Source organism: Stenotrophomonas sp. GD03958, assembly GCF_029839005.1.
Lineage (GTDB): Bacteria > Pseudomonadota > Gammaproteobacteria > Xanthomonadales > Xanthomonadaceae > Stenotrophomonas > Stenotrophomonas hibiscicola.
Window position 1 is genome coordinate 17845 of record NZ_JAOBZT010000010.1, and the last position, 21845, is coordinate 39689.

Consider the following 21845-nt stretch of genomic DNA (forward strand, 5'->3'; position numbering starts at 1 on the left):
TGCGATCAGTGCGGCGGCAGCACCGCCGGCTTGCCGATGTCCTTGATCAGGAACACCACGAACTTCGCCGGCTCGGTGGCGCTGGCGTTGCGGCCTACGGTGTGCAGATCGGCCGGGCCCTCATGGAAGGCCTCGCCCGGGCCAAGGGTGACTTCCTTGCCGCCGGCCACACCCATCACGATCCGCCCTTCCAGGACATAGACGAAGCCATGGGCATCGTGGCGGTGGACAGGATCGGCGCCACCCGGCGGGTACTCCACGGTAAGGATCAGCGCTTCCTTGCCGGGCTGCTCCGGCAGGGCGCGGGTCATCACCTCGCGCACCCGGGGCTCGGGCGCTGCAGAGGGTGGGGTGGTGGCAGCGCCGCACAGTGGCAGCAGCGCAAACAGGGCCAGAACAGGACGACGCATGGCAGGTCTCCAAAGCGGTGGAGGAGGGCCGCTGCATGGGGCAGCGGCGGAAGGGTCAGGCCAGGCCGGCCTTGTCCAGGTCAAAGGCCGTATCCAGGGTGCCGGGCGTGGTACGGAAGGCGACATTGGCACGGTTCCAGGCGTTGATCGCCATCACCGCGTGGGTGAGGTCGACCATTTCCTGATCGGACAGCTGGCCGCGCACGCGCGCGTACAGCTCGTCGGGCACACCCTGCGCCGGCAGCTGGGTCAGTACTTCAGTCCAGGCCAGGCAGGCGCGCTCGCGCGGGCTGAACAGCGTTGATTCACGCCATGCCGCCAGGTGATGCAGGCGCAGCGGGCGCTCACCACGCACGGTGGCCTCCTTCACGTGCATGTCCAGGCAGAAGCCACAGCCGTTGAGCTGCGACGCACGGATGTTGACCAGATCGATGATGGCCCCTTCGATCGAGGCGGTGTGGGCGGCATGCGAGTACAGGCCGAGCTTCTTGAACAGTTCGGGGGATTGCGCGGCGTAATCCAGGCGTGCGGTCATGGTGTGTTCCTGTAGCGTGTGAAGGGCACAGCGAGGCTAGGCCTGCATTCGCAATGCCGGTAGGCGGGGGCCGGGCCGCACGCTGTTGCATGAAAAACACCAATGTCCTGTCACAGCGGCCGATGCTCGGCCGTCTGCCGGGCATGGACACCTCATCGCACCTGCGCACCGCATCGCGCCCTGCAAGCGAACAGGTCTGGCAGGCCTTCCTCGCCGCATTGCGCGAACTGCCGCCCGATGCACGTGCGGTGCTGTTGCTGCACGACGTGCTGGGTGCCGGATTCGAGGACATCGTGCCCCTGCTGGGGCTCGATCTTGCCGCGTGCAGGCAACGGTTGGCGCTGGCGCGGAGCCACCTGCACGCACAACGTGCCCGCCTGGAACCAGGCCACCCATGAACGCCCCAACGCCCCGCGCGGCCAGCGACAGCCACGATGCGCTCAATGCGTCCTTCTCCACCAGCTACGCCGGCGTGCTGGCCTTCATTGCAGTGGCCTCCGAGGGCAGTTTCGCGCGCGCGGCCGATCGCCTCGGCATCGGCCGCTCGGCCGTCAGCCGCAGCGTGCAGAAGCTGGAAAGCCAGCTGGGCGTGCGGTTGTTCCTGCGCACCACGCGCTCGACCACGCTGACCCGGGAAGGCGAGCTGTTCCTGGAGGGCTGCAACCCGGGCGTGACCTGCATCCTGCAGGCGCTGGAGGAAATGCGCGACCTGCGCGAGGGTCCGCCGCGCGGGCACCTGCGCATCAGTGCCAGCCACGGCTTCGGCCGGCGGGTGATCGCCCCCTTGCTGGCCGCATTCCGCGCCGAGTACCCGCAGGTCTCTGTAGAACTGCTGCTGGACGAGCAGGCCCCCGACCTGGCCGGTGACCGCATCGACGTGGCGTTTCGCGACGGCCTGCTGGAAGACAGCCAAGTGATCGCCAAGCAGCTGGTGCCGATGCAGCTGGTCGTATGTGTTTCACCAGCGTACGTGCAGGCGTACGGTCTACCGGTGTCGGTGGATGCGCTGTCCACACATGCCTGCATCGGGCGGCGCCTGCCGGGCGGACGCATGCAGCCCTGGGAATTCCGTGTCGACGGTGCCGAAGTGCACCTGCAGCCGCCGGCCACACTGGTGTTCAATGATGCCGACCTGGTCCTGCAGGCCGTCATCGACGGGCTCGGAATCGCCCAGCTGCCCAGCTATCAGGTGCGTGAAGCGCTGTGGGCGGGCAGGGTGGTGACCTGCCTGGATCGGCATGCGCCGCTCGATCGCGGCCACTACCTGTGCTACCTCAGCCGCCGCCAGCTGCCCAAGCGCGTGCGGGCCTTCATCGACTTCAGCACGCAGCGGGTGCGCGCGCTCGAGCTGGATGTGATCTCGCACTGGGAAGCACGCCAGCAGGGCGCCGCTCTAAAGCCAGGCGCACAGCCTGCCTTGGCCTGAGCGTACTGGTGCGTGCCGGGCAACAGTGCGCGGCCCGTCACGTACATACTGCCTCGCGCCCGCGCTACCTACGATGCCTGCACCCGGCCACACCCCAGTAGCCCTTTCACATTCCAGGAGACATGCAATGAAGTTCCTCGTCATCGGTGGTACCGGCCGCATCGGCAGCAGGGTGGTGGAGCGCCTGCGCGTAGCCGGGCATGAGATCGTGGTGGCAGCGCCCTCGACCGGGGTGGATGTGCTGACCGGTGCAGGTCTGGATGCCGCCATGGACGGCGTCGACGTGGTGGTGGACCTGGCCAACTCGCCCTCGTTCGAAGATGCGGCAGTGCTTTCGTTCTTCGTGACCGCTGGCCACAACATACTTGCGGCCGCTATCCGTGCCGGCGTACATCACCACGTTGCGCTTTCCGTCGTAGGCACCGACATGCTGGCAGCCAGTGGCTATTTCCGCGGCAAGATCGCCCAGGAGCGGCTGATCCGCGACTCGGGCCTGCCGTACACCATCATCCATTCCACGCAGTTCTTCGAGTTCTTGCCGGGCATCATCCAGTCCGCCGGCGATGGGGAGACCCTGCGGCTGCCGGCCGCCGACGTGCAGCCGATTGCCGCCGAGGATGTTGCCGAAGCGGTGGCACGCATCGCGCAGCAGCCGCCGGCCAATGGCGTGCTGGAAATCGCCGGGCCGCAGCGTAGCGCGATGGCGGATCTGGCCAGGCAGTATCTGCAAATGACGGGTGATTCCCGGCAGGTCGTTGCGGATGCCCAGGCGCTGTACTTCGGCGCGCCGCTGCAGATCGACACGCTGGTGCCGGTCGGACACGCGTGGCTGGGGCAGGTCGATTTCGACGCCTGGCTGCAGCAGTCCGGGCTGTTGCAGCGGCAGCCTGCCTGAGCGGCGAATCGATCGCCTGCCGCAGCTGCGCCTGATGGAGCCGCGCAATGACCGAGCTGAAGCCTCCTTCGCCCGCCATGCTGGACCGTTACCAGGGCGACGACGTGAAGCCGCTGTACACCGGCCGCGTGCGGGTGAGCGGTGGCCAGGCCCAGCACGGGCGGGCGTCCGGCGTCGTGCGGTCGGACGACGGTGCACTGGCGGTGGACCTGCGCCTGCCGCCGGAACTCGGCGGGCCTGGCGGCGGCGCCAATCCCGAGCAGCTGCTGGCCGCGAGCTACGCCGGCTGCTTTCATGGCGCTCTGGTGCTAGTGGCCGCGCGTGCTGGCCTGCTGCTGCACAACCCCAGCATCGAAGTGGCGGTCACCTTCGCCCGTGATCCGGCAGATGGGCTGTACCTGCTGTCGGCCGAGATCGTGGTACATCTTCCCGGCATGGATGAGAACCTGGCCTGCGAACTCGTTCGCAACACCGAACGCGTCTGCCCATACGCCAAGATGTTCCATCGCGGCGTCAGCCATGTGGTGCATGTTCGGGTCGGCCCGCAGGCTCCGCCTCTGTAGAATCGAGCCACGCTCGACTCCGGGAAGGTCCTGGCCCTGACGATTACACGGCTAGGCCGTATTCCGCCACAACCCAGCTCGGCTACGAGGGTGGCGCCGGCAACCTGGCCGGTGGGGCAGGGGATGCAATGGACATGCAGGCAGGGGGCGAATTCGATCCGTCGGCAAAGACCGATTCGCAGGAACTGACATTCCACTGGCTCTACCAGCGGGTGCAGGGACTGGTTGAGCACAGCATCTACCCCAAGGCGGGCAGGGTGGAGACGTGGGCGTTTCGCATCGGCGTGGGTGCGGCGATCATCGGCATTCTCATGGGTCAGCTTCCGGATCGATGGCTGCCTCTTGGCGTAGTGCTCCAGGTGGTTGTTGCCTGCCTGGCAATCGAAATCGGTGGGTTCATTGTCGGTGGCGTCCTGGCCGCCCGCAGGGGCATTCGCCAGTTCAGCCAGCCGCGGCTCTCGCACGCCCGGGAGATGGATGAAGACTTCGCTCACTGGCAAGCGGTGGTGACCGAGCTTCGCGGATTCCCGCGCGTCCAGCGCGAGCGGCGACTCAAGTTCGTCAGCACATTGCGCACAAACATGATGGAGCGCATGGGCATGATGTATGGGGGCCTGCAGCGGCTTGGGCCATTTCCGCTGCTGATTGCCCTCTACCTGCAGTTCCGCGGATGGAAATGGGGCGACTGGGCGGGCGCTTTTGATGTTGGATTGCTGGGCGCACTACTGATCTTCGCCATGGTGCTGCTGTACGTGCTGGGCTGGATGCTGATCGGCTTGCGTACCCGGCTGGATACCTACGTCGCCCTGCTTGAAGGGTCCATCCACGAACCCGAGCCCGCGCAGCCAACGCCGTTGTAGAGCCGAGCCACGCTTGGCTACTGTGCGCCGGATCGCGCCCCGTCAGGCACCTCACCAGCAACAACCCGCAGCATCCGATCCATCCAGACTCGTCGACTACGTCAACGTTGTCTCCTGGGCCACTTCCTTCCCCTGTTCTTGTTCTGCTTTTCGAGCGCGGTTTAGGAATCGGACGATGCGCTGGTGGTAGTCGCGACGATGGCTGGGTCGGCCTGTGGCTGCCAACGAATGGGTGCCTCCCGGGTATACGACCATCTGCACCGGTTGCCTCGATCTACATGCCAGGCCAGCCATGAGCTCTTCACACTGTCCCGTAGGGCAACGCTGATCTTCCGCTCCGTTGAGCAACAGTACTGGTCCTCTGGCGGACGACACATGGGACAGAGGAGAAAGTCTGCGGTAGCGGTCAGGGCACGCGTCCGGTTGGCCATCCATCGCATACGGGGTGACGTAGTAGCCCGAATCTGAGGTGCCGGCATGTGACTGCATGTTGGCCACGGGCGCGCTGACCACGGCCGCCGAGAAGGTGTCGCTGTGGCATATTGCCCAAGCGCTGAGAAAACCCCCGTAGGATTTCCCTGCACAGGCCACCGTTTCGCCAGCGATCCCCTCCAGGCGCAGCTGCTCAACGATGGATTCGACTTGAGGGAGGTCCAGTTCGCCCCACCGACCGATCAGACGCTTCTCGAAGTCCTTGCCGTATCCGTTTGAACCGACCGGATTGGGCGCCACCACGGTCCAGCCTTCCGCCACTGCCTGATAAACGTAGACGTGCGCAGCGAAGTCCATAAGTGCAACGCTGTGGGGGCCGCCATGGAAATCTACCAAGAGGGGTAACGGGCCCTTCTGCTGCTTTGTAGGCTGTAGAATCCAAGCGTCCACGGACTCCGCCGACCCGTTCCCACTCGGCACCTCAAAGGAGCGCAGGGTGCAGGACACCGGCAGGGTCGCGCTTAACTCTGTATTGAGCGAAGTCAGGCGGCGACGTTCTGCTTCCGGTGCCCACGCTGAGAGGTAGAGTTCGTCCAGCTGTGTGTAGCTAGATGCACCGAGCACCAACGATTCACCGCATGGACGCATCGTTGAAACCTGGTCCTGATGTGCCGGAAGCAAATAGTGTTCTCCGGATTCGAGAGCGACAACGGCCACTTCAAAGCAGCCTCGATGCGTGATCACGGTGGCAATTGATCGGCCATCGGGGGCCCACGCAATCTGCATGCCTTCCAAAGTGAAGGGCAGGACGGGGCCAACCACGCCTTCCTCGTGGGACCAGATGTAGAGAAACGTCGCTGAGTCGCCTTCCCGCTTGTTGCCGGCAAATGCAAGGCGCGACCCATCCGGTGACCAGCACACGCTGGCCACAGTCGCAAAGTCCGCGGTGATCTGCCCATGGTTCGATTCTGGCCCAACCAGCCACAGGTTCACGCGATGACGAAGGCAACCAGAAGATGTTCGTGCATAGGCCAACGTTCGTCCGTCTGGCGACCAAGCTCCCGACCGCACGTCGTAATCTCCTGCTGTCAGGGGAAGCGGCCTCGTGCAGCCTTGTGCGTCCAAGGAGAACAAATGGGTTCGGGTGCCGACTGTATACCCCGTTCCATCCAGCTTGTAGGGCAAGTGGTTGATTACCAGTGGGCGCTGAGCATGCGCGGCATCATCGTCGGGGTCCTCGGCATGGGGAAGGGAGACCAAGGCAAGGAGGCGACGGCCGTCGGGGTGCCATTGCAGGAGACTGGATACATTCAACTCGGACACACCCGCCAGCGCTTGAGCCTCCCCGCCAGTGGTGCGAATCAAATGGGGTTCTGGGCGACCGGCCGAGCCGCGGCTGGATAGGAAGGCGATTGATTGACCGTCGGGGCTTAGCTGCGGGGAGCTGACACCCCCCTGGGACGCCAGCAACACCGGGGCGACTGAACCGGCAGAGGGGGTAAACCAGAGCGAGGACCGATAGTCGTCTGTCCCAGCGTCAGGCGCAGACACTACGTAGGCAAGGCCCGCATTTCGGTGGTGCGAAGACAAAAAAAGCACCTTTCGGTGCTTGAAGAGGCTATCAATCGAGAAGTTCATGGCACCCTCCACCAGATTGGGAAAGGGCGGGTCAGTCGACCCGCCCCCGGCGTAACTCAGCGCTGATTGCGCTCGTTGCGCTGTTCCTGCTGGTTCTGCTCATTGCGCTCGTTGCGCTGTTCCTGCTGATTCTGCTCATTGCGCTCATTGCGCTGATCCTGGTTCTGCTGGTTCTGCTGGTTCTGATTGTTCTGTGCCATGTCGATCTCCGGTAGCACCAAGGAACATCCTCGGCTGCGGGCTCAACATGCGCCGGCGCAGCCTGAAGCGGCGTGTGCCTTCTGTCACCGCAGCGTGACTGACTTGCCCGTCGCTTTGACAAGCTCTAGATGCGGCTGGTGCCAAAGGTCTAGCCCTCAACCCTGTATTTGCTCCTTCCTAATCCCCCATGGCTGGCAATCCCGAGAAGGCACCCCACCCCCGCCAGCTGAGGCTCTCCCGATATGGCGGATTAGCGCCCCGTCCCATGTTCCAAGATCGCTCCATGCCCTGATGATGATTGGTCACAGTGGGACTAGTGGTCAGTACTGATCAGGGATGTTCATCGGGAAAAGGCGGGTGCCGATTTCCAGCCCATACAGGACACTTAAGGGGAACTACACTGCGGCCCGCTTCACCTATCCAGCTTCCACCACGCAACCAGCGCCGCAAATGCCGGCGACGGCTGCCGACGGTTCGGGTAGTAAAGGTGATAGCCGGGGAAGGGGACGCACCACCTGTCCAGCACCGCCACCAACCTGCCTTGCGCGATGTGCTCGGCCACCAGCGGTTCCGGTGCGTATGCCAAGCCCATGCCATCCAGTGCGGCATTGATGACGTGGGTCATGCTGTTGAAGACCAACGGCCCGTCGCCGCGCACGGTGAATTCCTTGCCCTTCTCTTCGAACTCCCACGCATAGATGGCACCGTTCGGGCGATGTCGGATGTGGATGCAGCGATGGTGCGTAATGTCGGCGGGCTTCTTCGGTTTCGGATACTTCTCGAAGTAGTCGGGTGAGCCCACCACGACCAGACGCCAATCAGGGCCAACCCTGACAGCAATCATGTCCTTGCTCAGTGCCTCTCCGAGCCGGATGCCCGCATCGAAGCGCTGCTCCACCACATTGGTGAAGCCGTAATCCACGTAGAACTCAAGCGTAATGTCCGGGTACTCGTCCAGGAATCCGGCAAGCCGCGGACGGATGATGGTCTCCATGGAATCATCCGTGCAGGAGATTCGTAGCGTTCCAGCTGGGCGGTCGCGCAGGTCACCCAGCGCCTCCACGCTGGCACCGATGGCCTCGAAGTGGGGTGCGATGGAACGCATCAGGCGCTCGCCCGCTTCAGTGGGAGAGACATTGCGCGTGGTCCGCGCGAGCAGGCGAATTCCCAGGCGCTCTTCCAGTAGGCGCATCGAATGGCTCAGCGCAGAGGGCGTAACCCCGAGGCGAACGGCGGCCTTGGTGAAGCTCTGCTCCTGCGCCACTACCAGGAACGCTTGCAGATCATGGGTCTTCACGGTGCTCATGGATCAATTGTGAGCGAAACTCAGCAATGCATCAACTTTCAACCGGCTTATCGATGTAGGGGGCGGGGCCTATCGTGGCGACCTGAGTCCCCCCAAACGAGGCCATAAGCCCATGAAACGCACCACGTTGATGCTGGCGCTGCTCGCCAGCCTCTACGTTCCGGCTTCAGCCATGGGCGCTGACACACCGGCGCCAGCCCGGTCCATGGGAGCCGACAACTTCTACCGCAGCCCCACGGTCAAGGGGGAGCGCGTGAGCTTCCACAACCAGTACCAGATGGAGGTGGTGGGTACGCTTTACCGCCCTCAAGGCCTGCCCGACGGCAACCGCGCGCCCGCAGTGGTGGTTGGCCACCCGATGGGCGCAGTGAAGGAGCAGAGTTCCCAGCTCTACGCGCAGAAGCTGGCCGAGCAGGGCTTCGTCACGCTGGCGATCGACCTTTCCTTCTGGGGCGAGAGTGCCGGCGCGCCGCGACACCTGGTGGCGCCGGAAATCTATTCGGACGACATCAGTGCGGCCGTGGATTTCCTGAGCACGCAGTCCTTTGTCGATCCGGACCGCATCGGCGGCCTGGGCATCTGTGGCAGCGGCAGCTTTGTGATCAGCGCCGCCAAGATCGATCCACGCATCAAGGCCATCGCCACGGTCAGCATGTACGACATGGGCGCGGCAGCACGGCAGGGGCTGAACAGTGGCCAGTCGCTGGAGCAGCGCAAGGCGGTGATCCAGGCCGCAACAGACCAGCGTCTGGCCGAATTCAAGGGCGGGCCGCCGGTGTTCGTGCCTGGCACCGTGAACCACCTCGATGCTGACACGCCCGCCATCCAGCGTGAGTTCTTCGACTTCTACCGCACCCCGCGCGGCGCCTATACGCCAAAGGGTGACAAGGCCGAACTGACAACCCAGCCGCTCTTCAGCAGCCTGGTCAAATTCATGAACTTCTATCCCTTCAACGACATTGAGACGATCTCTCCCCGGCCAATGCTCTTCGTCCCCGGCGACGTCGCGCATTCCCGCGAATTCAGTGAAGACGCCTACCGAAGAGCAGGGCAGCCGAAGGAGATCTACTGGGTGAAGGGTGCTGGCCACGTGGATCTGTACGATCGCATCCAGCTGATTCCCTTTGACAAGCTGGCCACGTTCTTCCAGCGCGGCCTGGCCGGAAAATGAGCCACACCGACGCCCTCGCACATCGCGCCAACTGGGGCGGCGTGCTCGCAATGACACTGTGCATCTTCGCGTTGATCGCCTCGGAATTCATGCCGGTGAGCCTGCTCACTCCCTTGGCAGCAGACCTGGACGTGAGCGAAGGCCTTGCCGGCTACGGTATTGCCATTTCGGGTGTATTTGCGGTGTTGACCAGCCTGTCGATCTCGCGATTGGCGGGTAGCGTGAACCGCCGAAAGTTGCTGTTGACCCTCACGGCGTTGATGGCGGTGTCGGGACTGGTGGTGGCGCTGGCCCAGAATTATCCGGTCTACATGACAGGCCGTGCGCTGATCGGCGTAGTGATCGGCGGCTTCTGGTCATTGTCCGCCGCAACCGCGATGCGGCTGGTACCGGAGGCCGAGGTCCCGCGAGCCTTGGCGATATTCAACAGTGGCAACGCCCTTGCAACGGTCGTTGCGGCGCCACTGGGCAGCTATCTCGGCAGCATGATCGGATGGCGCGGCGCATTCCTCTGTCTTCTGCCTGTGGCAGCTGTCGCCCTGGCCTGGCAGTGGGTTTGTCTGCCGTCCATGGAAGCGGAGGAAGGCCGATCACACAGCGGAGTCGTCGTGTTGCTGCGGCGACGCGTGGTGGCACTGGGCATGATGGCCTGCGCTGCGTTCTTCATGGGGCAGTTTGCCCTGTTCACCTACGTGCGGCCGTTCCTGGAGCGGGTCACGCATGCTGGGGTACCTGCTGTTCCGTGGGTTCTGCTGGCGATCGGAGTGAGTGGTTTCGTGGGCACACTTGCCATCGGGGCATTCATCAGGCGCGGACTCTACCGCACGCTGGTGATTGTTCCCGCGCTCATGGCGCTGATTGCCGTCACTCTGGTTCCACTCGGGCCCCATCTTTGGCCGACCGCCGCACTGCTCTCGGCGTGGGGTCTGCTGGCCACGTCCGCACCGGTCGGCTGGTGGAGTTGGCTGGCGCGCACCTTCACCGACAATGCCGAGGCCGGCGGCGGGCTGATGGTTGCGGTGGTGCAGTGCTCCATCGCGCTGGGTGCCACCCTCGGCGGACTGCTGTTCGACAGCCTTGGCTTTGCCAGCACGTTCTTGGCCAGTGCGGGCATCCTGTTGCTTGCCGCGCTGCTTGCCTACGCCACTGCGGCTGATGATGTGCACACGTCAGCCGCGGGGATTGCCACACAGGCCCCGAAGCGATGACACGCCTCACTTCCATAGCGGCGAAGCTGCTCGTGCTCCTTGTTGCTTTTGGGGCGGTAGCAGCTTGCTCAGCCTCGCCCGAACATCCAGCCGTGGCTGCCGCCAGAACTGAGGCCAATCAGGAGATTCATCCCATGAAAATTCGACTGATCATCAATGATCAAGTTCTGTCAGCCACTCTGGAGGACAGCCTTCCTGCACGCGAGTTCATTGCTCAGTTGCCGCTGACCCTACAACTTGAAGACTACGCCGCGACTGAGAAGATTGCGCAGCTGCCGCGCAGTCTGAACGTGGAGGGCGAGCCGGAGGGAATCACGCCCGTGGCAGGTGATATGGCCTTCTATGCGCCTTGGGGAAACCTGGCGATTTTTCACAGGCCTTTTGGCTATTCAAAGGGTCTCGTAAGGCTGGGTCGCATCGAAGGAGGGCTGCAGCTCCTTCGCAAGACCGGGGCCGTAGAGGTCCGCATTGAGTCGTTCTAGAGGCTGGCTGCCCATCTTGGCGCCCAGCCTTCTTGCCAATCTGCTGGGCGCGGCGACCTTGCTGCCGTTCCTGGTCAGATGGCTTTCGCACACGAAGGAATAGCGATGCACACCAAATCAAATCAAGCCCCCACAACTGAACTGGATCCGCGCCGGAAAGCCATCATTCCGATCGGCGCCTTCGCAGCGGCCGGCGACTTGGATGGCCTTCGTCAGGCGTTGAACCAGGGCCTGGACGCGGGATTGAGTTTGGCCGAAACGCGAGAGCTCCTGATGCAGCTCTACGCTTATGCGGGGTTTCCTCGGAGCCTGAACGCGTTGAGCGAACTGATGAAGGTGGCGGATGCGCGTAGACAGCAGGGCATCCAGGATCACGCCGGCCGCGAGCCCCGCAAGCCGATTCCCACAGGCGATGCCTTGCTCGCTGCAGGCACGGCAAACCAGACCAGGCTGGCCGGCGCTCCTGTCTCAGGGCCTTTGTTCGATTTTGCCCCGCAAGCAAATCAATACCTCCGTACGCACCTCTTCGGCGACATCTTCGAGCGCGACAATCTTGATTGGCAAAGCCGCGAATTGGCTACGGTCAGCATGCTGGCCGCCATGTACGGGGTGGAGCCCCAATTGCAGTCCCACATTGGAATTAGCATGAACATCGGCCTGCGGCCGGGGCAGCTATACGATCTGGCCGATGTGCTTGAGGAGCGCGTCAGCCTCGAGGCTGCCGAACGTGTTCGCGTCGCGATTCAACGTCAGCTTGAGGTTCGAAAAGAATGATGGTCGGGAAAGTGCTCCTTCGGCTGCCTTCGAGTTTTGAGATTAGGGATGTTTAACGGGTCGGGTAGTAGAGCTGGTAGCCGAGGAAGGCCAGTAGGCTCGGCCGATGATGCCGGCGCGCCTCCGACCGACTTCACAGACCTGTACCCCGCAGATGGGCATAGTGGCCCTTGGGTAGTGTGAGCGCGTCCATCCAGCCACGGGATTTTCCCGAACGCCAGGAGGTCACTGTGCCAAGTTGTGATGAAGGAATGAAGTTGACGCGTCGCCAGGTGATCGCCGGCGGCGTCACGACCGTGGCAATGTCCGCCGCACCGGGGGCGTCATCGCTCGCCGCCGAACTGGCGACGCCACCGCCGCCCAGGCCGCCGGTCATCAACACGGTGGCCTTCACCATCAACGGCAAGCGGCGGGAGCTTGAACTCGACACCCGGACCACGCTGCTCGATGCCCTGCGCGAACATCTGAAGCTGACCGGGACCAAGAAGGGCTGCGATCACGGTCAATGCGGTGCCTGTACCGTGCTGGTCAACGGTGAGCGCATCAACGCTTGCCTCAGCTTGGCGGTGCAGCACCAGGGCGATGCCATCACCACCATCGAAGGCCTCGGCACCCCCGATGACCTGCATCCGATGCAGGCCGCCTTCATCAAGCATGACGGCTACCAGTGCGGGTATTGCACGCCGGGGCAGATCTGCTCGGCGGTGGCGGTACTGGACGAGATCAAGCGGGGTGTCCCCAGCCATGTACAGGCAGACGTCAGTGCACGGCCCCGGGCCACCAACATGGAGATGCGCGAACGCATGAGCGGCAACCTCTGCCGCTGCGGAGCCTATTCCAACATTGCCGAGGCGATGGAAGAGGTTGCTGGCGTGACCTCTGCAGGGAGGCGCGCATGAGGGCCTTCAGTTACGAACGCGCGAAATCCCCGGCCGAGGCCGCCAAGGCCGTCGCCGGTACCGAGGGCGCGAAGTTCCTGGCCGGAGGGACCAACCTGCTCGACCTGATGAAGCTGGAGGTCGAGACGCCAGCGCATCTGGTCGATGTGCAGGACATCGGCCTGGACAGGATTGAACCCACCGACGAGGGCGGCCTGCGCATCGGCACGCTGGTCACCAATACCGCGCTGGCCTCGCATGAGCGCGTGCGCCGCGACTACGCGGTGCTGACCCGCGCGATCGTGGCAGGCGCCTCCGGGCAGTTGCGCAACAAAGCCACCACCGGCGGCAACCTGCTGCAGCGCACGCGCTGCCCGTACTTCTACGACCCCAATCTGCCCTGCAACAAGCGCCTGCCCGGATCCGGCTGCGGCGCACTCGAGGGGTTCTCCCGGCAGATGGGCGTGATCGGCACCTCGGACAGCTGCATCGCGACCTATCCGGGCGACATGGCGGTGGCCCTGCGGGTGCTGGACGCCTCGATCCAGACCGTCAGCGGTGACGGCAGTACGCGCAGCATCCCGATTGCCGATTTCCATCGTTCCCCCGGCGACAGGCCGCAGCAGGACAACGTGCTGCAGCGCGGTGAGCTGATCACCCACGTCACGCTGCCGAAGCCCCTGGGCGGTCGGCACGTGTACCACAAGGTACGGGACCGCGCGTCCTATGCGTTCGCACTGGTGTCGGTCGCCGCAGTCGTGCAGCGTGACGGCTCGGCGCGGTTCGCCTTCGGTGGGGTCGCGCCGAAGCCGTGGCGCGTCGAGGCAGCCGAACCGCTGCTGCGCGACGGCGTAAAGGTCGCGACCCGGCAGGTGTTCTCCGGCGCCCGTCCGACGCCGGAGAACGCGTTCAAGATCGCGCTCGCCGAGCGCACCCTCGCGGCCGTGCTGGTGGAAGGAGAGCGCTGATGCCCCTTGAGTTCAACGCCCCCGCCGGCGACAACCTGTTCGACAAGGCCAAGGTCGTCGGCAAGTCGACGCCGCGCATCGACGGTCCACGCAAGACCACCGGCACCGCCCCCTATGCCTACGAGCGCCATGACGTGGCGCCGAACCAGGTCTACGGCTTCATCGTCGGTGCGGGCATCGGCAAGGGGCGCATCATTTTGATGGATGCCTCCCGCGCACGTGCCGCGCCCGGCGTACTGGCGGTCATCACCGCACCGGAAACCAAGCCGGTCGGCACATCGAACTGGAACAATGCACCGCTGTTCGGCGGGCCCGAAGTAGCCCACTACCACCAGGCCATCGCCTGCGTGGTGGCAGAGACCTTCGAGCAGGCCCGCGCCGCCGCGGCGCTGATCCGCACCCGCTACGAGCGCGGCAAGGGCCGCTTCGATTTCCCCGCCCTGGCGCCGTCCGCGCCGCTGGCAAAGGGGCGCGGTGGCAAGCCCGACCGGCAGACGCTCGGCGATTTCGACACCGCCTACGCGAGCGCCGCGGTCAAGCTCGACCAGACTTATCACACCTCCGACGAAAGTCATTCGATGATGGAGCCGCACGCCACCATCGCCGCCTGGGAGGGCGACACGCTCACGCTGTGGACGGCGAACCAGATGATCGACTGGGCCAGGCAGGGCATGGCGGCGATCCTCGGCATCGATCCTGCCAAGGTGCGCGTGGACTCGCCCTATATCGGCGGCGGCTTTGGCGGCAAGCTGTTCATCCGTGCCGACGCGGTGCTGGCCGCGTTGGCGGCCAAGCAGGTCGGGCGACCGGTGAAGATCGCGCTGCAACGCCCGTTGATGCCCAACAACACCACGCACCGGCACGCCACCCTCCAGCGCGTGCGGATCGGCTGCGGAAAGGATGGCCGGATCTCCGCCATCGCCCACGAGAACTGGTCGGGCAACATCAACGGCGAGGACGGCGAGAACGGCACCCTGCAGACGCCCAAGCTCTATGCAGGCGCCAACCGCCTGGTGGCCAACTACATCGCCACGCTCGACATGCCCGAAGGCAATGCGATGCGCGCACCGGGCGAAGCACCGGGCCACATGGCGCTGGAAGTGGCGATGGACGAAATGGCCGAGAAGCTGGGTCTCGACCCGATCGCGTTCCGCATCCTCAACGAACCCGAGGTCGTGCCCGGCGATCCGTCCAGGAAGTTCTCCGACCGCAACCTGGTGCGCTGCCTGCGCGAAGGCGCGGAGCGCTTCAACTGGAACAAGCGCAACGCCAGGCCGGCGCAGGTCAGGGAAGGGCATTGGCTGGTCGGCATGGGCGTGTCTGCGGGCTATCGCGGCGCACCGACGATGAAGTCGGCGGCGCGGGTCCGGCTTGACGGCCAGGGCGGGGTGATTGTCGAGACCGACATGACCGACATCGGCACCGGCTCCTACACGATCATCGCGCAGACGGCAGCCGAGACCATGGGCGTGCCGCTGGACCGGGTCCAGGTGACCCTCGGTGACTCCCGTCATCCCGCCTCCGCCGGTTCCGGCGGCCAGTGGGGCGCGGCAAGCTCCACCGCGGGCGTGTACGCGGCGTGCGTCAGCCTGCGCCGCAAGGTGGGCGAGAAACTGGGCTTCGACGGCGACACCGCAGACTTCGCCAATGGCCGCATCCAGGCGGGTGGGCGGACGATCAAGCTGGCGGAGGCGGGGACACTGTCGGCGGAGGACGGCATTGCCTTCGGCGACTTCAAGCAAGGCTACGACGTCGGCACCTATGCAGGGCATTTCTGCGAGGTCGCCGTGCATGCCTACACTGGAGAGACGCGCATCCGCCGCATGCTTGCCGTATGCGATGGCGGCCGGATTCTCAATCCGCTGTCCGCACGCAGCCAGGTCATCGGCGGGATGGTGATGGGTGCGGGCGCGACCCTGATGGAGGAGCTGGTGGTCGACAAACGGCTGGGCTTGTTCATCAACCACGACCTGGCCGGCTACGAGGTTCCCGTGCATGCCGACATCCCGTACCAGGAAGTGGTCTTCCTCGACACGCTGGATCCGGTGATCTCGCCGATGAAGGCCAAGGGTGTGGGCGAACTGGGCATCTGCGGGGTTGGCGCCGCGATCGCCAATGCGATCTACAACGCAACCGGCGTGCGCGTGCGCAACTATCCCATTACCCTGGACAAGCTGTTGCCCGGCTTGCCCGACGTGGGCTGATCCTTGCGCATGGACCGACCCGCAGCCTCGCCCACTCTGGAGGCCTCCGCCGCAGGCGGAGGGGAGCCCGGCGATCTTGCCGGGGACCTGTCCGCAGCGCCGGGCTTCCTCGCCGAAGGCAGCCCGCGCGGCGTGCTCGAGACGGCCTTGACGCGCGTGCGCGCGGGGGAGCACGCCGTGCTCGCGCTGGTTCTGGAAACCGATGGCTCCACCTACGCCGGTGCCGGCGACATGGTGCTGTTCTGCAACGGCAGCCAGGTCGGCTGGCTGAGCGGCGGATGCCTGGAGCCCGAGCTCGCGCGACGCGCGGAGCAGGTGAGCGCGGCAGGGCAGGTCGACTGGATCGAAATCGACACCCGCAGTGACGACGACCTGTTGAGTGGGTCCGCCCTCGGGTGCCGCGGCCGGCTGCGGATTGCGCTCCTGCCGTTGCGTGCCATGGCCGGCATCGACGACGTCATCGAGGCCTGGCTCCGCGAGGGCGTGTCACTCCAGCGCCACCTTCGCACGTCGGGGCAGGTCGTTTTCCGCGCCGGCCATCGCGAGCAGGCGTGGCAGCTGCATCCGATGGAGGGTACGCAGTCCTTTGGCGAGGGTGCGTGGCGTTTGCCGTTGCTCCGGCTTCCGCGGGCCCTGGTGTTGGGGGGCGGCCCCGAAACGCCCTTCCTGGTTCCGTTGCTGCGCGGCCTGGGGTGGCGGGTCAGCGTGGCCGAACGGCGAGCGCGCTGGGCCTCAGCCGGGCAGTGCGCGGATGCGCATCTTCAGACCAACCCTGCCGAAGCCCTTCATGGCGACCCGTGCGACGCGGCACTGGTGATGCATCACGATTTCGAACTGGACCGGGAGACGCTGGTGGCCCTGGCTGATACCGAAGTCGCGTTCATTGGGCTGCTGGGTCCGCGGCGAAGGCGCAAGGACCTGTTCAAGCTGCTGACACCGGATCAGCGCCACCGCCTTTCCCCGAGACTTCGGTCACCGGTCGGCCTGAACATCGGCGGCCGAGGGCCAGAGGCGATTTCGCTCAGCATCGCCGCGCAGCTGCAGCAATGGCGAAGCGCGCACGGCAGGTGACTGACGCGCATGCGGTCGTCGTGCTGGCTGCCGGCGGGAGCACCCGACTTGGCCAGCCCAAGCAGCTTCTGACCCGGCAGGGCGAGACCCTGGTGCATCGCGTGGTGCGGTTGGCGCGGGAGCTCGCGCCAGCGCAGGTACTGGTCGTGGTGGGCGCGAACGCACAGGCGGTGACATCCAGCATTGCCGGGCTGGATGCCACCCCGGTAACCAACCACCATTGGGAACGCGGCCTGGCGAGCAGTCTGCAGGTCGCCGGCGCACACCTGCTGCCCACGGTGACCGCGGTGATGGTCGTGGCATGCGACCAGCCCGCAATCGAGCGCTCCCATCTGCAGGCGCTGCTCTCGGGTGCCCGCGCCGCAGCGTCAACGTGCGCGGGCACCCGCCACGGAAATGCGCTTGGCGTTCCCGCAGTCGTGCCGCGCGCCTGGTTCACCGCTGTCGGTGCAGCCGGTGACCGCGGATTCGGAGCGCGCCTGCGGCAACTTCCTGTCGATACGGTGCATGTCCTGCAGGCGCCTGAACTGGCCCTGGATATCGATACGCCAGAAGATCTTGCGCGTGCGCGCGATGCGGGCTGGATCGATGCCGGGAGGTGACCCGCATGATCACTGGACCAATGCCTGTCGCGCACGTGACGAGCGGAAGGACTGGAGCCCGAACCCTCGCTGCCCGCAGCCCTGTAGAGTCGAGCCACGCTCGACTACGGCACGCCACATCGCGCCCCGTCAGGCACATCACTGGCAAGAATCTCCAGCACCCGATCGAACAGAACAGGCTCCGGCACGCCAGCCAGTACCTGCTCCAGGTAATCCAACGGCTCCAACTGCCATTGGAGGAGCGCCCGCAACCGCACAACAGCAGGCGCCCGCTGCTTCGCGTCCAGTGAGGCCTGCAACAGCAGATGGTGCGAGCGCCTCTCCAGCCACAGCACTGGAACGCCTCCACAGTGAATCTGGAATCCGGCGTTTTGATGCCGCTCGACGAGCTGGAAGCCCTGTCGTGGCCGAGCCTCCACGAACTGCACGGCTTGGCGGCGCAGTTGTGAGAATCGATGGTCGTTGATGCTTTGGAACGCGACAGGCGAGTGCACCGGCGGCGCCGGCCACAGCGTCTGTGCCGCAACCACCACCACAAGACAGAGCGCGGTGGCCGCCCAGCGCCACCAGGCCACTCAACCCTCCGGATGCAGTCGGGTACTGGCGTGTGCGGTAAGGCCGATTCCGGCCATGATCAGCCCTTCCATCACGCGCGGGCCAACGTACTGCTCCAGCTCGCCATTCTCGCGGGCGCGCTGCGCGGCCAGCAGAATCTCCAGGACCACGCGAAGCCCGGCCAGCGAGCAATCGGTATCCGCCAAGGCGATGCGCCGGCCGGGCATCTGATGGCGCTCAGGCCAGGGCTGGCCATCGGAGGCGGCGCCGGCGCCGATGCTGTGCAGCAGGGCGATGAGGGTGTTCGGGTCCAGCGCCGGGCCGTAGGCAGGCGCGTCGTGGATGGGGTGCGGGGCAGGGGAGTGGGGCTGGGTCATGGCTGGGCTCCTTGCGTGCATGCAGAAGCCGCCACCGATAAAGGTGGCGGACGGTGCGAGGTTCGAAACCCGGTGTGCAATCAGACCGGCGGGCGCAAGGCCCCCACGCACCGCCCGCCATAGCCGGCTGACGGATTGCCAGTCGGCACCACGCGGAGCGGTGCCGACTGGCAAGCGCTTTTTACGATTGCACAACCTGGGTTTCGAAGCCCGGCCACCTGTTCAAGGTGGCACAGCAAGGAATACGCCCGGTTGTGCGCGATGCCAATGCAGTAGGGCTGATGACGTCACTACTTTCAACATTTTCAGAATCATTGCATATGGCGCAATGAGGCTGGAGCGTTGCGCTGCAATGCTATCGACCATGTCGGTGGTGCAGCTCTGCGCGCTGTCGGCATCCGCCCGGCGGGGCTGTGAGCGAGGCAAATGCGACAGACCTGTCCAGCAATGCGCTGCCGACTGCGTGTGACGCGTCACGTTAATAGGTGAAATCTGCGAAGCAACGCGCTGCATGTCACCATGTGGCGGGGCGAATCATCTGCAGAATGCCCCTTGGTAGCTAATGGACGCATCCGCCCAAGAGGGTTTTCATGTCTGGCATGACTGACGGGCAGCAACTACGCAACGCGCAATGGGGCAAGGTGTCGCGCCTGTTCAAGCCTGCGATGATCATTAGCGCGGCGCTGACGGCAAGCGCAGAAACGTTCTATCGCACAGGGGCGTACCCGCGAGCCATCTTCGAGGCGGGCAGCGCTGATGCTCGAACCTGGTTGTATGTGGCATTGATGTACCTGATCGCCTTTCCAGTACTGTTTCTTTGGATGAGGCGACTGCTCGCAGGCTACCCCATGCCATGGAACCCGCCACTCAAGCGCTGGTTCCTGGGCGCGTTCTCCCTGATCCTCTGCAGCGGAATGATCATGCTGCCGGTCATCGTGCTGACTGTTGGGGGCAGCGCTGCAGGTCGCGGCAAAGGGCTGTATCAGCTGTTCACCGGCAGCCTCTTCGGCACATTCCTTGTGGGTACGGTGCTCGCCTACGCAGCGGCCCTGGGTGCATGGCTGCTGTTTATCGGAACCCCCAAGCTGCTCTTCCCCAAGCCGGGCTCCCGCTAGGCCGGCTGCGATAGTTTCCTGGAAGTGCAGGTGTTCGAGCCCGCCACCCGCTGCCGGGTCGTCAGTAGCCCTTCAACGCCGCCTTGGTTCGCTCCAGCCATGCGGCATTGTGGCTGCGCGCATGGCGCGACCAGTGCTGGGCATCATCGATGATGCTGGCGAACAGGCTGCGGGCTTGCTCGCGATCGTCGGGTTGCGGCTGCGCCATCAGCCATTCGGCGTACAGGCAGCGGGCGGCCGCATCGTTTCCGCATTCCACGGCGCGCTCGAATGCGGCGCGGGTGCCGGGCGCCTGGGTAGCTGCCAGTGCCTGCGCGTAAAGCAGGGTCTGTTCCGGTTTGCGGCGCACATCCGGATGGCGGGCGAACAGGCCGTCCAGCGTCTCCGCCGCAAGCGCGGGCTGCCCGGACTCAAGGCGAGCGCGGGCGAGGCCGGTCAGGATGTAGGGATCGTCGCCCAGCGGCGAGCTGGCCGCCTGCTCGAGCAGGGTTCTGGCTTCCTCGGCCTGGCCTGCATCCAGCAGCGTCATGCCCAGGCGAACCCGGTTCTGCACGGTGGGCGTTCGCGCCAGTTCGGCGCGGGCGTTGCGCAGGTCCTGGCCCGGGTCCATGAGCTGCTTGGCGGAGCGGATGGCCTGACGCGCGCCGCGCGAGTTGCGGGCTTCCGGGAAGTAGATCGCCAGGAAGTAGACGATGCTGCCGAGCAGTGGGAACGAGAAGAGCAGGATGAGCCAATAGAGGCTCTGGCCCGAGCGGATGGCGTGCACCGCGAAGTAGATGGCCGCCAGTACGTGGAGTCCGATTCCGATATAGGGCATGTGTGCCGCCTCGTCCTTGTGAGGGGTGGAACTATAGTGGGGGAGGGGTGGGGCGCCAATGGGGTGGTGGTCGGGCGTGACGCGTCACGTTAATAGGGTGGATTCTGCAGGACGGAGCGCTGCATGCCACTATGTGGCGGGGCTGCATCGATGGAAGGGGGATACATGGAGCGTACGAAAAAGACACTGACGATGGCCGATGTCGCTGGATGGGGTTCGGCGCTCGTCACGTTCGGATTGATTCAAGGGGCCTTGTATCTGAAGGCGTATTGGGGGCACTTCGGCCTGGATCCTTTTCAGTTTGTTGCGGTGAGTGAGCTTGCACTGGCAGGGCTTGCGGGGATCGGCATGGTGTTGTTCTTCATACTGATTGCGCTGCTGCTCGGAGGATGGGTCGAGGGGAAGGTGACAACGACGCCGTCCCAAGCCAATCTGCTGATGTGGCTGACCCTGGCTCTTTGTCTTGTTGGAATGGGTGCCTTGCTTTGGTGGTCCAATGCCTGGCCCGTTTTGATAGGTGTGGCGCTGACGGGCATATGTGCAATGGCAGTACGCCTGTCCCCAGTGTTGCCGGCCGCCGTGAAGGACTCGCCGTGGCTGGTCTATGCGCTCGTGATGATTGTTTATGTCCCGATCTCGTCAAACTGGCTTGGCTTCGAGCGCGCCAAGGCGATTACTTCTGGCGGCAGCAAGTACACGGTCAATGTGACTATTGATGAGAAGGTGCAAGGCGGCCTGGGCCTAGTGGGGCGTTTGGGTGATAGCTATGTACTTTGGGACCCGGTACAGAAAGCTGCAGTTCTTGTGCCAGTGGACAACGTGAGTAGGCTGGAGATTGCGCAAAAATCCGTTCTGCCTGCCAAACCAGTTCAGTCGCGATAAGGGCTCGTTATCGCTGACAGCCGCAATGCGGCTGTTTGCCCCGATCATTGGCTCTCACTGGTTATTGCGGCGAGCCGGCTCGTTCGGCAACACGTGATGACATTCATCGAGCCGAGCATTGCTGACCGCCTGTCGCGCGCCACAATGATCACAGGTGAGAACCGTGCCGCCGGGCATCTTTCTCAGGACATCCCCGCTGAGGTCGGTAATCCCGCCGCAGGCTGTGCAACGAATAGAGATGTGTCGCACGTGGACGATGTTGCCGTGCTCATCCCGGACAGGGTCTAGCGCAAGCACATAAAATTGACCGGTGTTGGGCATGTCCATGGTTCGATAGCGTTGACGATGCCATGGTTGCTGCATTTGCTGGCTTCAGAGCGTGACGTGGCGTAGCGATCTGCGCGCACATTGCTGAACACGTCAGGATCGGGGTCTCACTTCGGAACAATCGAGAAAACTTTAGTATTCATATTTG

The 21845-nt window shown here is 64.6% G+C and carries 25 protein-coding genes; 16 read left to right on the forward strand and 9 right to left on the reverse strand.

The annotated features are described in order from the left end of the window. Positions 1–5: 5 nt before the first annotated feature. Together N5C25_RS04935 and N5C25_RS04940 are read right to left on the reverse strand one after the other, a co-directional pair. On the reverse strand, positions 6–410 hold the full coding sequence (locus tag N5C25_RS04935) for a cupin domain-containing protein (RefSeq protein WP_058983004.1): 405 nt from the start codon (positions 408–410) through the stop codon (positions 6–8). 55 nt (positions 411–465) lie between these two features. Beyond that, positions 466–945 carry a carboxymuconolactone decarboxylase family protein gene (locus N5C25_RS04940; RefSeq protein WP_279936538.1) on the reverse strand — a complete coding sequence of 160 codons (480 nt, stop codon included), beginning with the start codon at positions 943–945 and terminating at the stop codon, positions 466–468. 89 nt (positions 946–1034) lie between these two features. On the opposite strand from N5C25_RS04940, the gene N5C25_RS04945 reads away from it, so the two are divergent. From N5C25_RS04945 to N5C25_RS04965, 5 genes are all read left to right on the forward strand, one after another. After that, positions 1035–1343: a sigma factor-like helix-turn-helix DNA-binding protein gene (locus tag N5C25_RS04945; protein ID WP_058983009.1), complete on the forward strand. Its 309-nt coding sequence runs from the start codon at positions 1035–1037 to the stop codon at positions 1341–1343. Then, positions 1340–2371 (forward strand): LysR family transcriptional regulator, encoded by a 1032-nt coding sequence (locus tag N5C25_RS04950; RefSeq protein ID WP_058983010.1) that lies wholly within the window; start codon positions 1340–1342, stop codon positions 2369–2371. The genes N5C25_RS04945 and N5C25_RS04950 overlap by 4 nt, the downstream gene beginning before the upstream one ends. A gap of 127 nt (positions 2372–2498) precedes the next feature. Further along, positions 2499–3266, forward strand: a complete 768-nt coding sequence (locus N5C25_RS04955) for an SDR family oxidoreductase (protein ID WP_279936539.1) — start codon at positions 2499–2501, stop codon at positions 3264–3266. A 47-nt stretch (positions 3267–3313) separates the two neighbouring features. After that, positions 3314–3829, forward strand: coding sequence for an Ohr family peroxiredoxin (locus tag N5C25_RS04960; protein ID WP_057494771.1), 516 nt, complete (start codon positions 3314–3316; stop codon positions 3827–3829). Positions 3830–3957: 128 nt separating this feature from the next. Continuing rightward, complete coding sequence (locus N5C25_RS04965) at positions 3958–4689, forward strand: hypothetical protein (RefSeq protein ID WP_058983014.1); 732 nt, start codon at positions 3958–3960, stop codon at positions 4687–4689. Between the two features lie 96 nt (positions 4690–4785). Here the strand turns inward: N5C25_RS04965 and N5C25_RS04970 are convergent, their stop codons facing one another. From N5C25_RS04970 to N5C25_RS04980, 3 genes are all read right to left on the reverse strand, one after another. After that, positions 4786–6114: a prolyl oligopeptidase family serine peptidase gene (locus N5C25_RS04970; protein WP_058983017.1), complete on the reverse strand. Its 1329-nt coding sequence runs from the start codon at positions 6112–6114 to the stop codon at positions 4786–4788. 701 nt (positions 6115–6815) lie between these two features. Continuing rightward, positions 6816–6959 (reverse strand): hypothetical protein, encoded by a 144-nt coding sequence (locus tag N5C25_RS04975; protein WP_181452215.1) that lies wholly within the window; start codon positions 6957–6959, stop codon positions 6816–6818. A gap of 413 nt (positions 6960–7372) precedes the next feature. Then, positions 7373–8266: a LysR family transcriptional regulator gene (locus N5C25_RS04980; protein ID WP_251101834.1), complete on the reverse strand. Its 894-nt coding sequence runs from the start codon at positions 8264–8266 to the stop codon at positions 7373–7375. A 112-nt stretch (positions 8267–8378) separates the two neighbouring features. On the opposite strand from N5C25_RS04980, the gene N5C25_RS04985 reads away from it, so the two are divergent. The 9 genes from N5C25_RS04985 to N5C25_RS05025 all read left to right on the forward strand — a co-directional run bounded on the left by N5C25_RS04985 (position 8379) and on the right by N5C25_RS05025 (position 17624). Continuing rightward, positions 8379–9437, forward strand: a complete 1059-nt coding sequence (locus N5C25_RS04985; RefSeq protein WP_279936540.1) for an alpha/beta hydrolase — start codon at positions 8379–8381, stop codon at positions 9435–9437. Next, on the forward strand, positions 9434–10645 hold the full coding sequence (locus N5C25_RS04990) for an MFS transporter (protein ID WP_251101832.1): 1212 nt from the start codon (positions 9434–9436) through the stop codon (positions 10643–10645). Before N5C25_RS04985 ends, N5C25_RS04990 begins: the two co-directional genes overlap by 4 nt. Positions 10646–10779: 134 nt before the next feature. Further along, the gene (locus N5C25_RS04995) at positions 10780–11127 is read left to right on the forward strand and encodes a cyclophilin-like fold protein (protein ID WP_058983026.1); all 348 of its coding nucleotides are present in this window, start codon (positions 10780–10782) and stop codon (positions 11125–11127) included. Positions 11128–11232: 105 nt separating this feature from the next. After that, a complete protein-coding gene (locus N5C25_RS05000; RefSeq protein WP_058983028.1) occupies positions 11233–11901 on the forward strand; it encodes a carboxymuconolactone decarboxylase family protein in 669 nt (222 codons plus the stop codon). 251 nt (positions 11902–12152) lie between these two features. Next, a complete protein-coding gene (paoA, locus tag N5C25_RS05005) occupies positions 12153–12800 on the forward strand; it encodes an aldehyde dehydrogenase iron-sulfur subunit PaoA (RefSeq protein ID WP_279936565.1) in 648 nt (215 codons plus the stop codon). Beyond that, complete coding sequence (locus tag N5C25_RS05010; protein WP_279936541.1) at positions 12797–13747, forward strand: xanthine dehydrogenase family protein subunit M; 951 nt, start codon at positions 12797–12799, stop codon at positions 13745–13747. The genes paoA and N5C25_RS05010 overlap by 4 nt, the downstream gene beginning before the upstream one ends. Then, positions 13747–15951: an aldehyde oxidoreductase molybdenum-binding subunit PaoC gene (paoC, locus tag N5C25_RS05015; RefSeq protein WP_279936542.1), complete on the forward strand. Its 2205-nt coding sequence runs from the start codon at positions 13747–13749 to the stop codon at positions 15949–15951. The genes N5C25_RS05010 and paoC overlap by 1 nt, the downstream gene beginning before the upstream one ends. A gap of 9 nt (positions 15952–15960) precedes the next feature. After that, on the forward strand, positions 15961–17022 hold the full coding sequence (locus N5C25_RS05020) for an XdhC/CoxI family protein (RefSeq protein WP_279936543.1): 1062 nt from the start codon (positions 15961–15963) through the stop codon (positions 17020–17022). Beyond that, on the forward strand, positions 16998–17624 hold the full coding sequence (locus N5C25_RS05025) for a nucleotidyltransferase family protein (protein WP_279936544.1): 627 nt from the start codon (positions 16998–17000) through the stop codon (positions 17622–17624). The genes N5C25_RS05020 and N5C25_RS05025 overlap by 25 nt, the downstream gene beginning before the upstream one ends. A 104-nt stretch (positions 17625–17728) precedes the next feature. On the opposite strand, the gene N5C25_RS05030 is transcribed toward N5C25_RS05025, so the two are convergent. Together N5C25_RS05030 and N5C25_RS05035 are read right to left on the reverse strand one after the other, a co-directional pair. After that, positions 17729–18199 (reverse strand): hypothetical protein, encoded by a 471-nt coding sequence (locus N5C25_RS05030; protein WP_279936545.1) that lies wholly within the window; start codon positions 18197–18199, stop codon positions 17729–17731. After that, on the reverse strand, positions 18200–18556 hold the full coding sequence (locus tag N5C25_RS05035) for a hypothetical protein (RefSeq protein WP_279936546.1): 357 nt from the start codon (positions 18554–18556) through the stop codon (positions 18200–18202). Between the two features lie 590 nt (positions 18557–19146). On the opposite strand from N5C25_RS05035, the gene N5C25_RS05040 reads away from it, so the two are divergent. Beyond that, on the forward strand, positions 19147–19671 hold the full coding sequence (locus tag N5C25_RS05040) for a transporter (RefSeq protein ID WP_262213658.1): 525 nt from the start codon (positions 19147–19149) through the stop codon (positions 19669–19671). 61 nt (positions 19672–19732) lie between these two features. Here the strand turns inward: N5C25_RS05040 and N5C25_RS05045 are convergent, their stop codons facing one another. After that, entirely contained in the window at positions 19733–20488 is a 756-nt protein-coding gene (locus N5C25_RS05045) for a tetratricopeptide repeat protein (protein WP_279936547.1), read from the reverse strand. Positions 20489–20653: 165 nt separating this feature from the next. On the opposite strand from N5C25_RS05045, the gene N5C25_RS05050 reads away from it, so the two are divergent. Next, on the forward strand, positions 20654–21370 hold the full coding sequence (locus N5C25_RS05050) for a hypothetical protein (protein WP_058983045.1): 717 nt from the start codon (positions 20654–20656) through the stop codon (positions 21368–21370). A 54-nt stretch (positions 21371–21424) separates the two neighbouring features. Here the strand turns inward: N5C25_RS05050 and N5C25_RS05055 are convergent, their stop codons facing one another. Then, entirely contained in the window at positions 21425–21697 is a 273-nt protein-coding gene (locus tag N5C25_RS05055; protein ID WP_251101825.1) for a hypothetical protein, read from the reverse strand. Between the last annotated feature and the right edge of the window lie 148 nt (positions 21698–21845).

Coding starts and splice junctions, on each gene's coding strand:
- N5C25_RS04980 (WP_251101834.1), bottom strand. CDS start 8,266: ATGAGCACCGTGAAGACCCATGATCTGCAAGCGTTCCTGGTAGTGGCG.
- N5C25_RS04950 (WP_058983010.1), top strand. CDS start 1,340: ATGAACGCCCCAACGCCCCGCGCGGCCAGCGACAGCCACGATGCGCTC.
- N5C25_RS04975 (WP_181452215.1), bottom strand. CDS start 6,959: ATGGCACAGAACAATCAGAACCAGCAGAACCAGCAGAACCAGGATCAG.
- N5C25_RS04995 (WP_058983026.1), top strand. CDS start 10,780: ATGAAAATTCGACTGATCATCAATGATCAAGTTCTGTCAGCCACTCTG.
- N5C25_RS04960 (WP_057494771.1), top strand. CDS start 3,314: ATGACCGAGCTGAAGCCTCCTTCGCCCGCCATGCTGGACCGTTACCAG.
- paoC (WP_279936542.1), top strand. CDS start 13,747: ATGCCCCTTGAGTTCAACGCCCCCGCCGGCGACAACCTGTTCGACAAG.
- N5C25_RS04945 (WP_058983009.1), top strand. CDS start 1,035: ATGAAAAACACCAATGTCCTGTCACAGCGGCCGATGCTCGGCCGTCTG.
- N5C25_RS04990 (WP_251101832.1), top strand. CDS start 9,434: ATGAGCCACACCGACGCCCTCGCACATCGCGCCAACTGGGGCGGCGTG.
- N5C25_RS04940 (WP_279936538.1), bottom strand. CDS start 945: ATGACCGCACGCCTGGATTACGCCGCGCAATCCCCCGAACTGTTCAAG.
- N5C25_RS05055 (WP_251101825.1), bottom strand. CDS start 21,697: ATGGACATGCCCAACACCGGTCAATTTTATGTGCTTGCGCTAGACCCT.
- N5C25_RS05050 (WP_058983045.1), top strand. CDS start 20,654: ATGGAGCGTACGAAAAAGACACTGACGATGGCCGATGTCGCTGGATGG.
- paoA (WP_279936565.1), top strand. CDS start 12,153: ATGAAGTTGACGCGTCGCCAGGTGATCGCCGGCGGCGTCACGACCGTG.
- N5C25_RS04985 (WP_279936540.1), top strand. CDS start 8,379: ATGAAACGCACCACGTTGATGCTGGCGCTGCTCGCCAGCCTCTACGTT.
- N5C25_RS05035 (WP_279936546.1), bottom strand. CDS start 18,556: ATGACCCAGCCCCACTCCCCTGCCCCGCACCCCATCCACGACGCGCCT.
- N5C25_RS05045 (WP_279936547.1), bottom strand. CDS start 20,488: ATGCCCTATATCGGAATCGGACTCCACGTACTGGCGGCCATCTACTTC.
- N5C25_RS05040 (WP_262213658.1), top strand. CDS start 19,147: ATGTCTGGCATGACTGACGGGCAGCAACTACGCAACGCGCAATGGGGC.
- N5C25_RS05025 (WP_279936544.1), top strand. CDS start 16,998: ATGGCGAAGCGCGCACGGCAGGTGACTGACGCGCATGCGGTCGTCGTG.
- N5C25_RS04935 (WP_058983004.1), bottom strand. CDS start 410: ATGCGTCGTCCTGTTCTGGCCCTGTTTGCGCTGCTGCCACTGTGCGGC.
- N5C25_RS04965 (WP_058983014.1), top strand. CDS start 3,958: ATGGACATGCAGGCAGGGGGCGAATTCGATCCGTCGGCAAAGACCGAT.
- N5C25_RS05020 (WP_279936543.1), top strand. CDS start 15,961: ATGGACCGACCCGCAGCCTCGCCCACTCTGGAGGCCTCCGCCGCAGGC.
- N5C25_RS05010 (WP_279936541.1), top strand. CDS start 12,797: ATGAGGGCCTTCAGTTACGAACGCGCGAAATCCCCGGCCGAGGCCGCC.
- N5C25_RS05000 (WP_058983028.1), top strand. CDS start 11,233: ATGCACACCAAATCAAATCAAGCCCCCACAACTGAACTGGATCCGCGC.
- N5C25_RS04955 (WP_279936539.1), top strand. CDS start 2,499: ATGAAGTTCCTCGTCATCGGTGGTACCGGCCGCATCGGCAGCAGGGTG.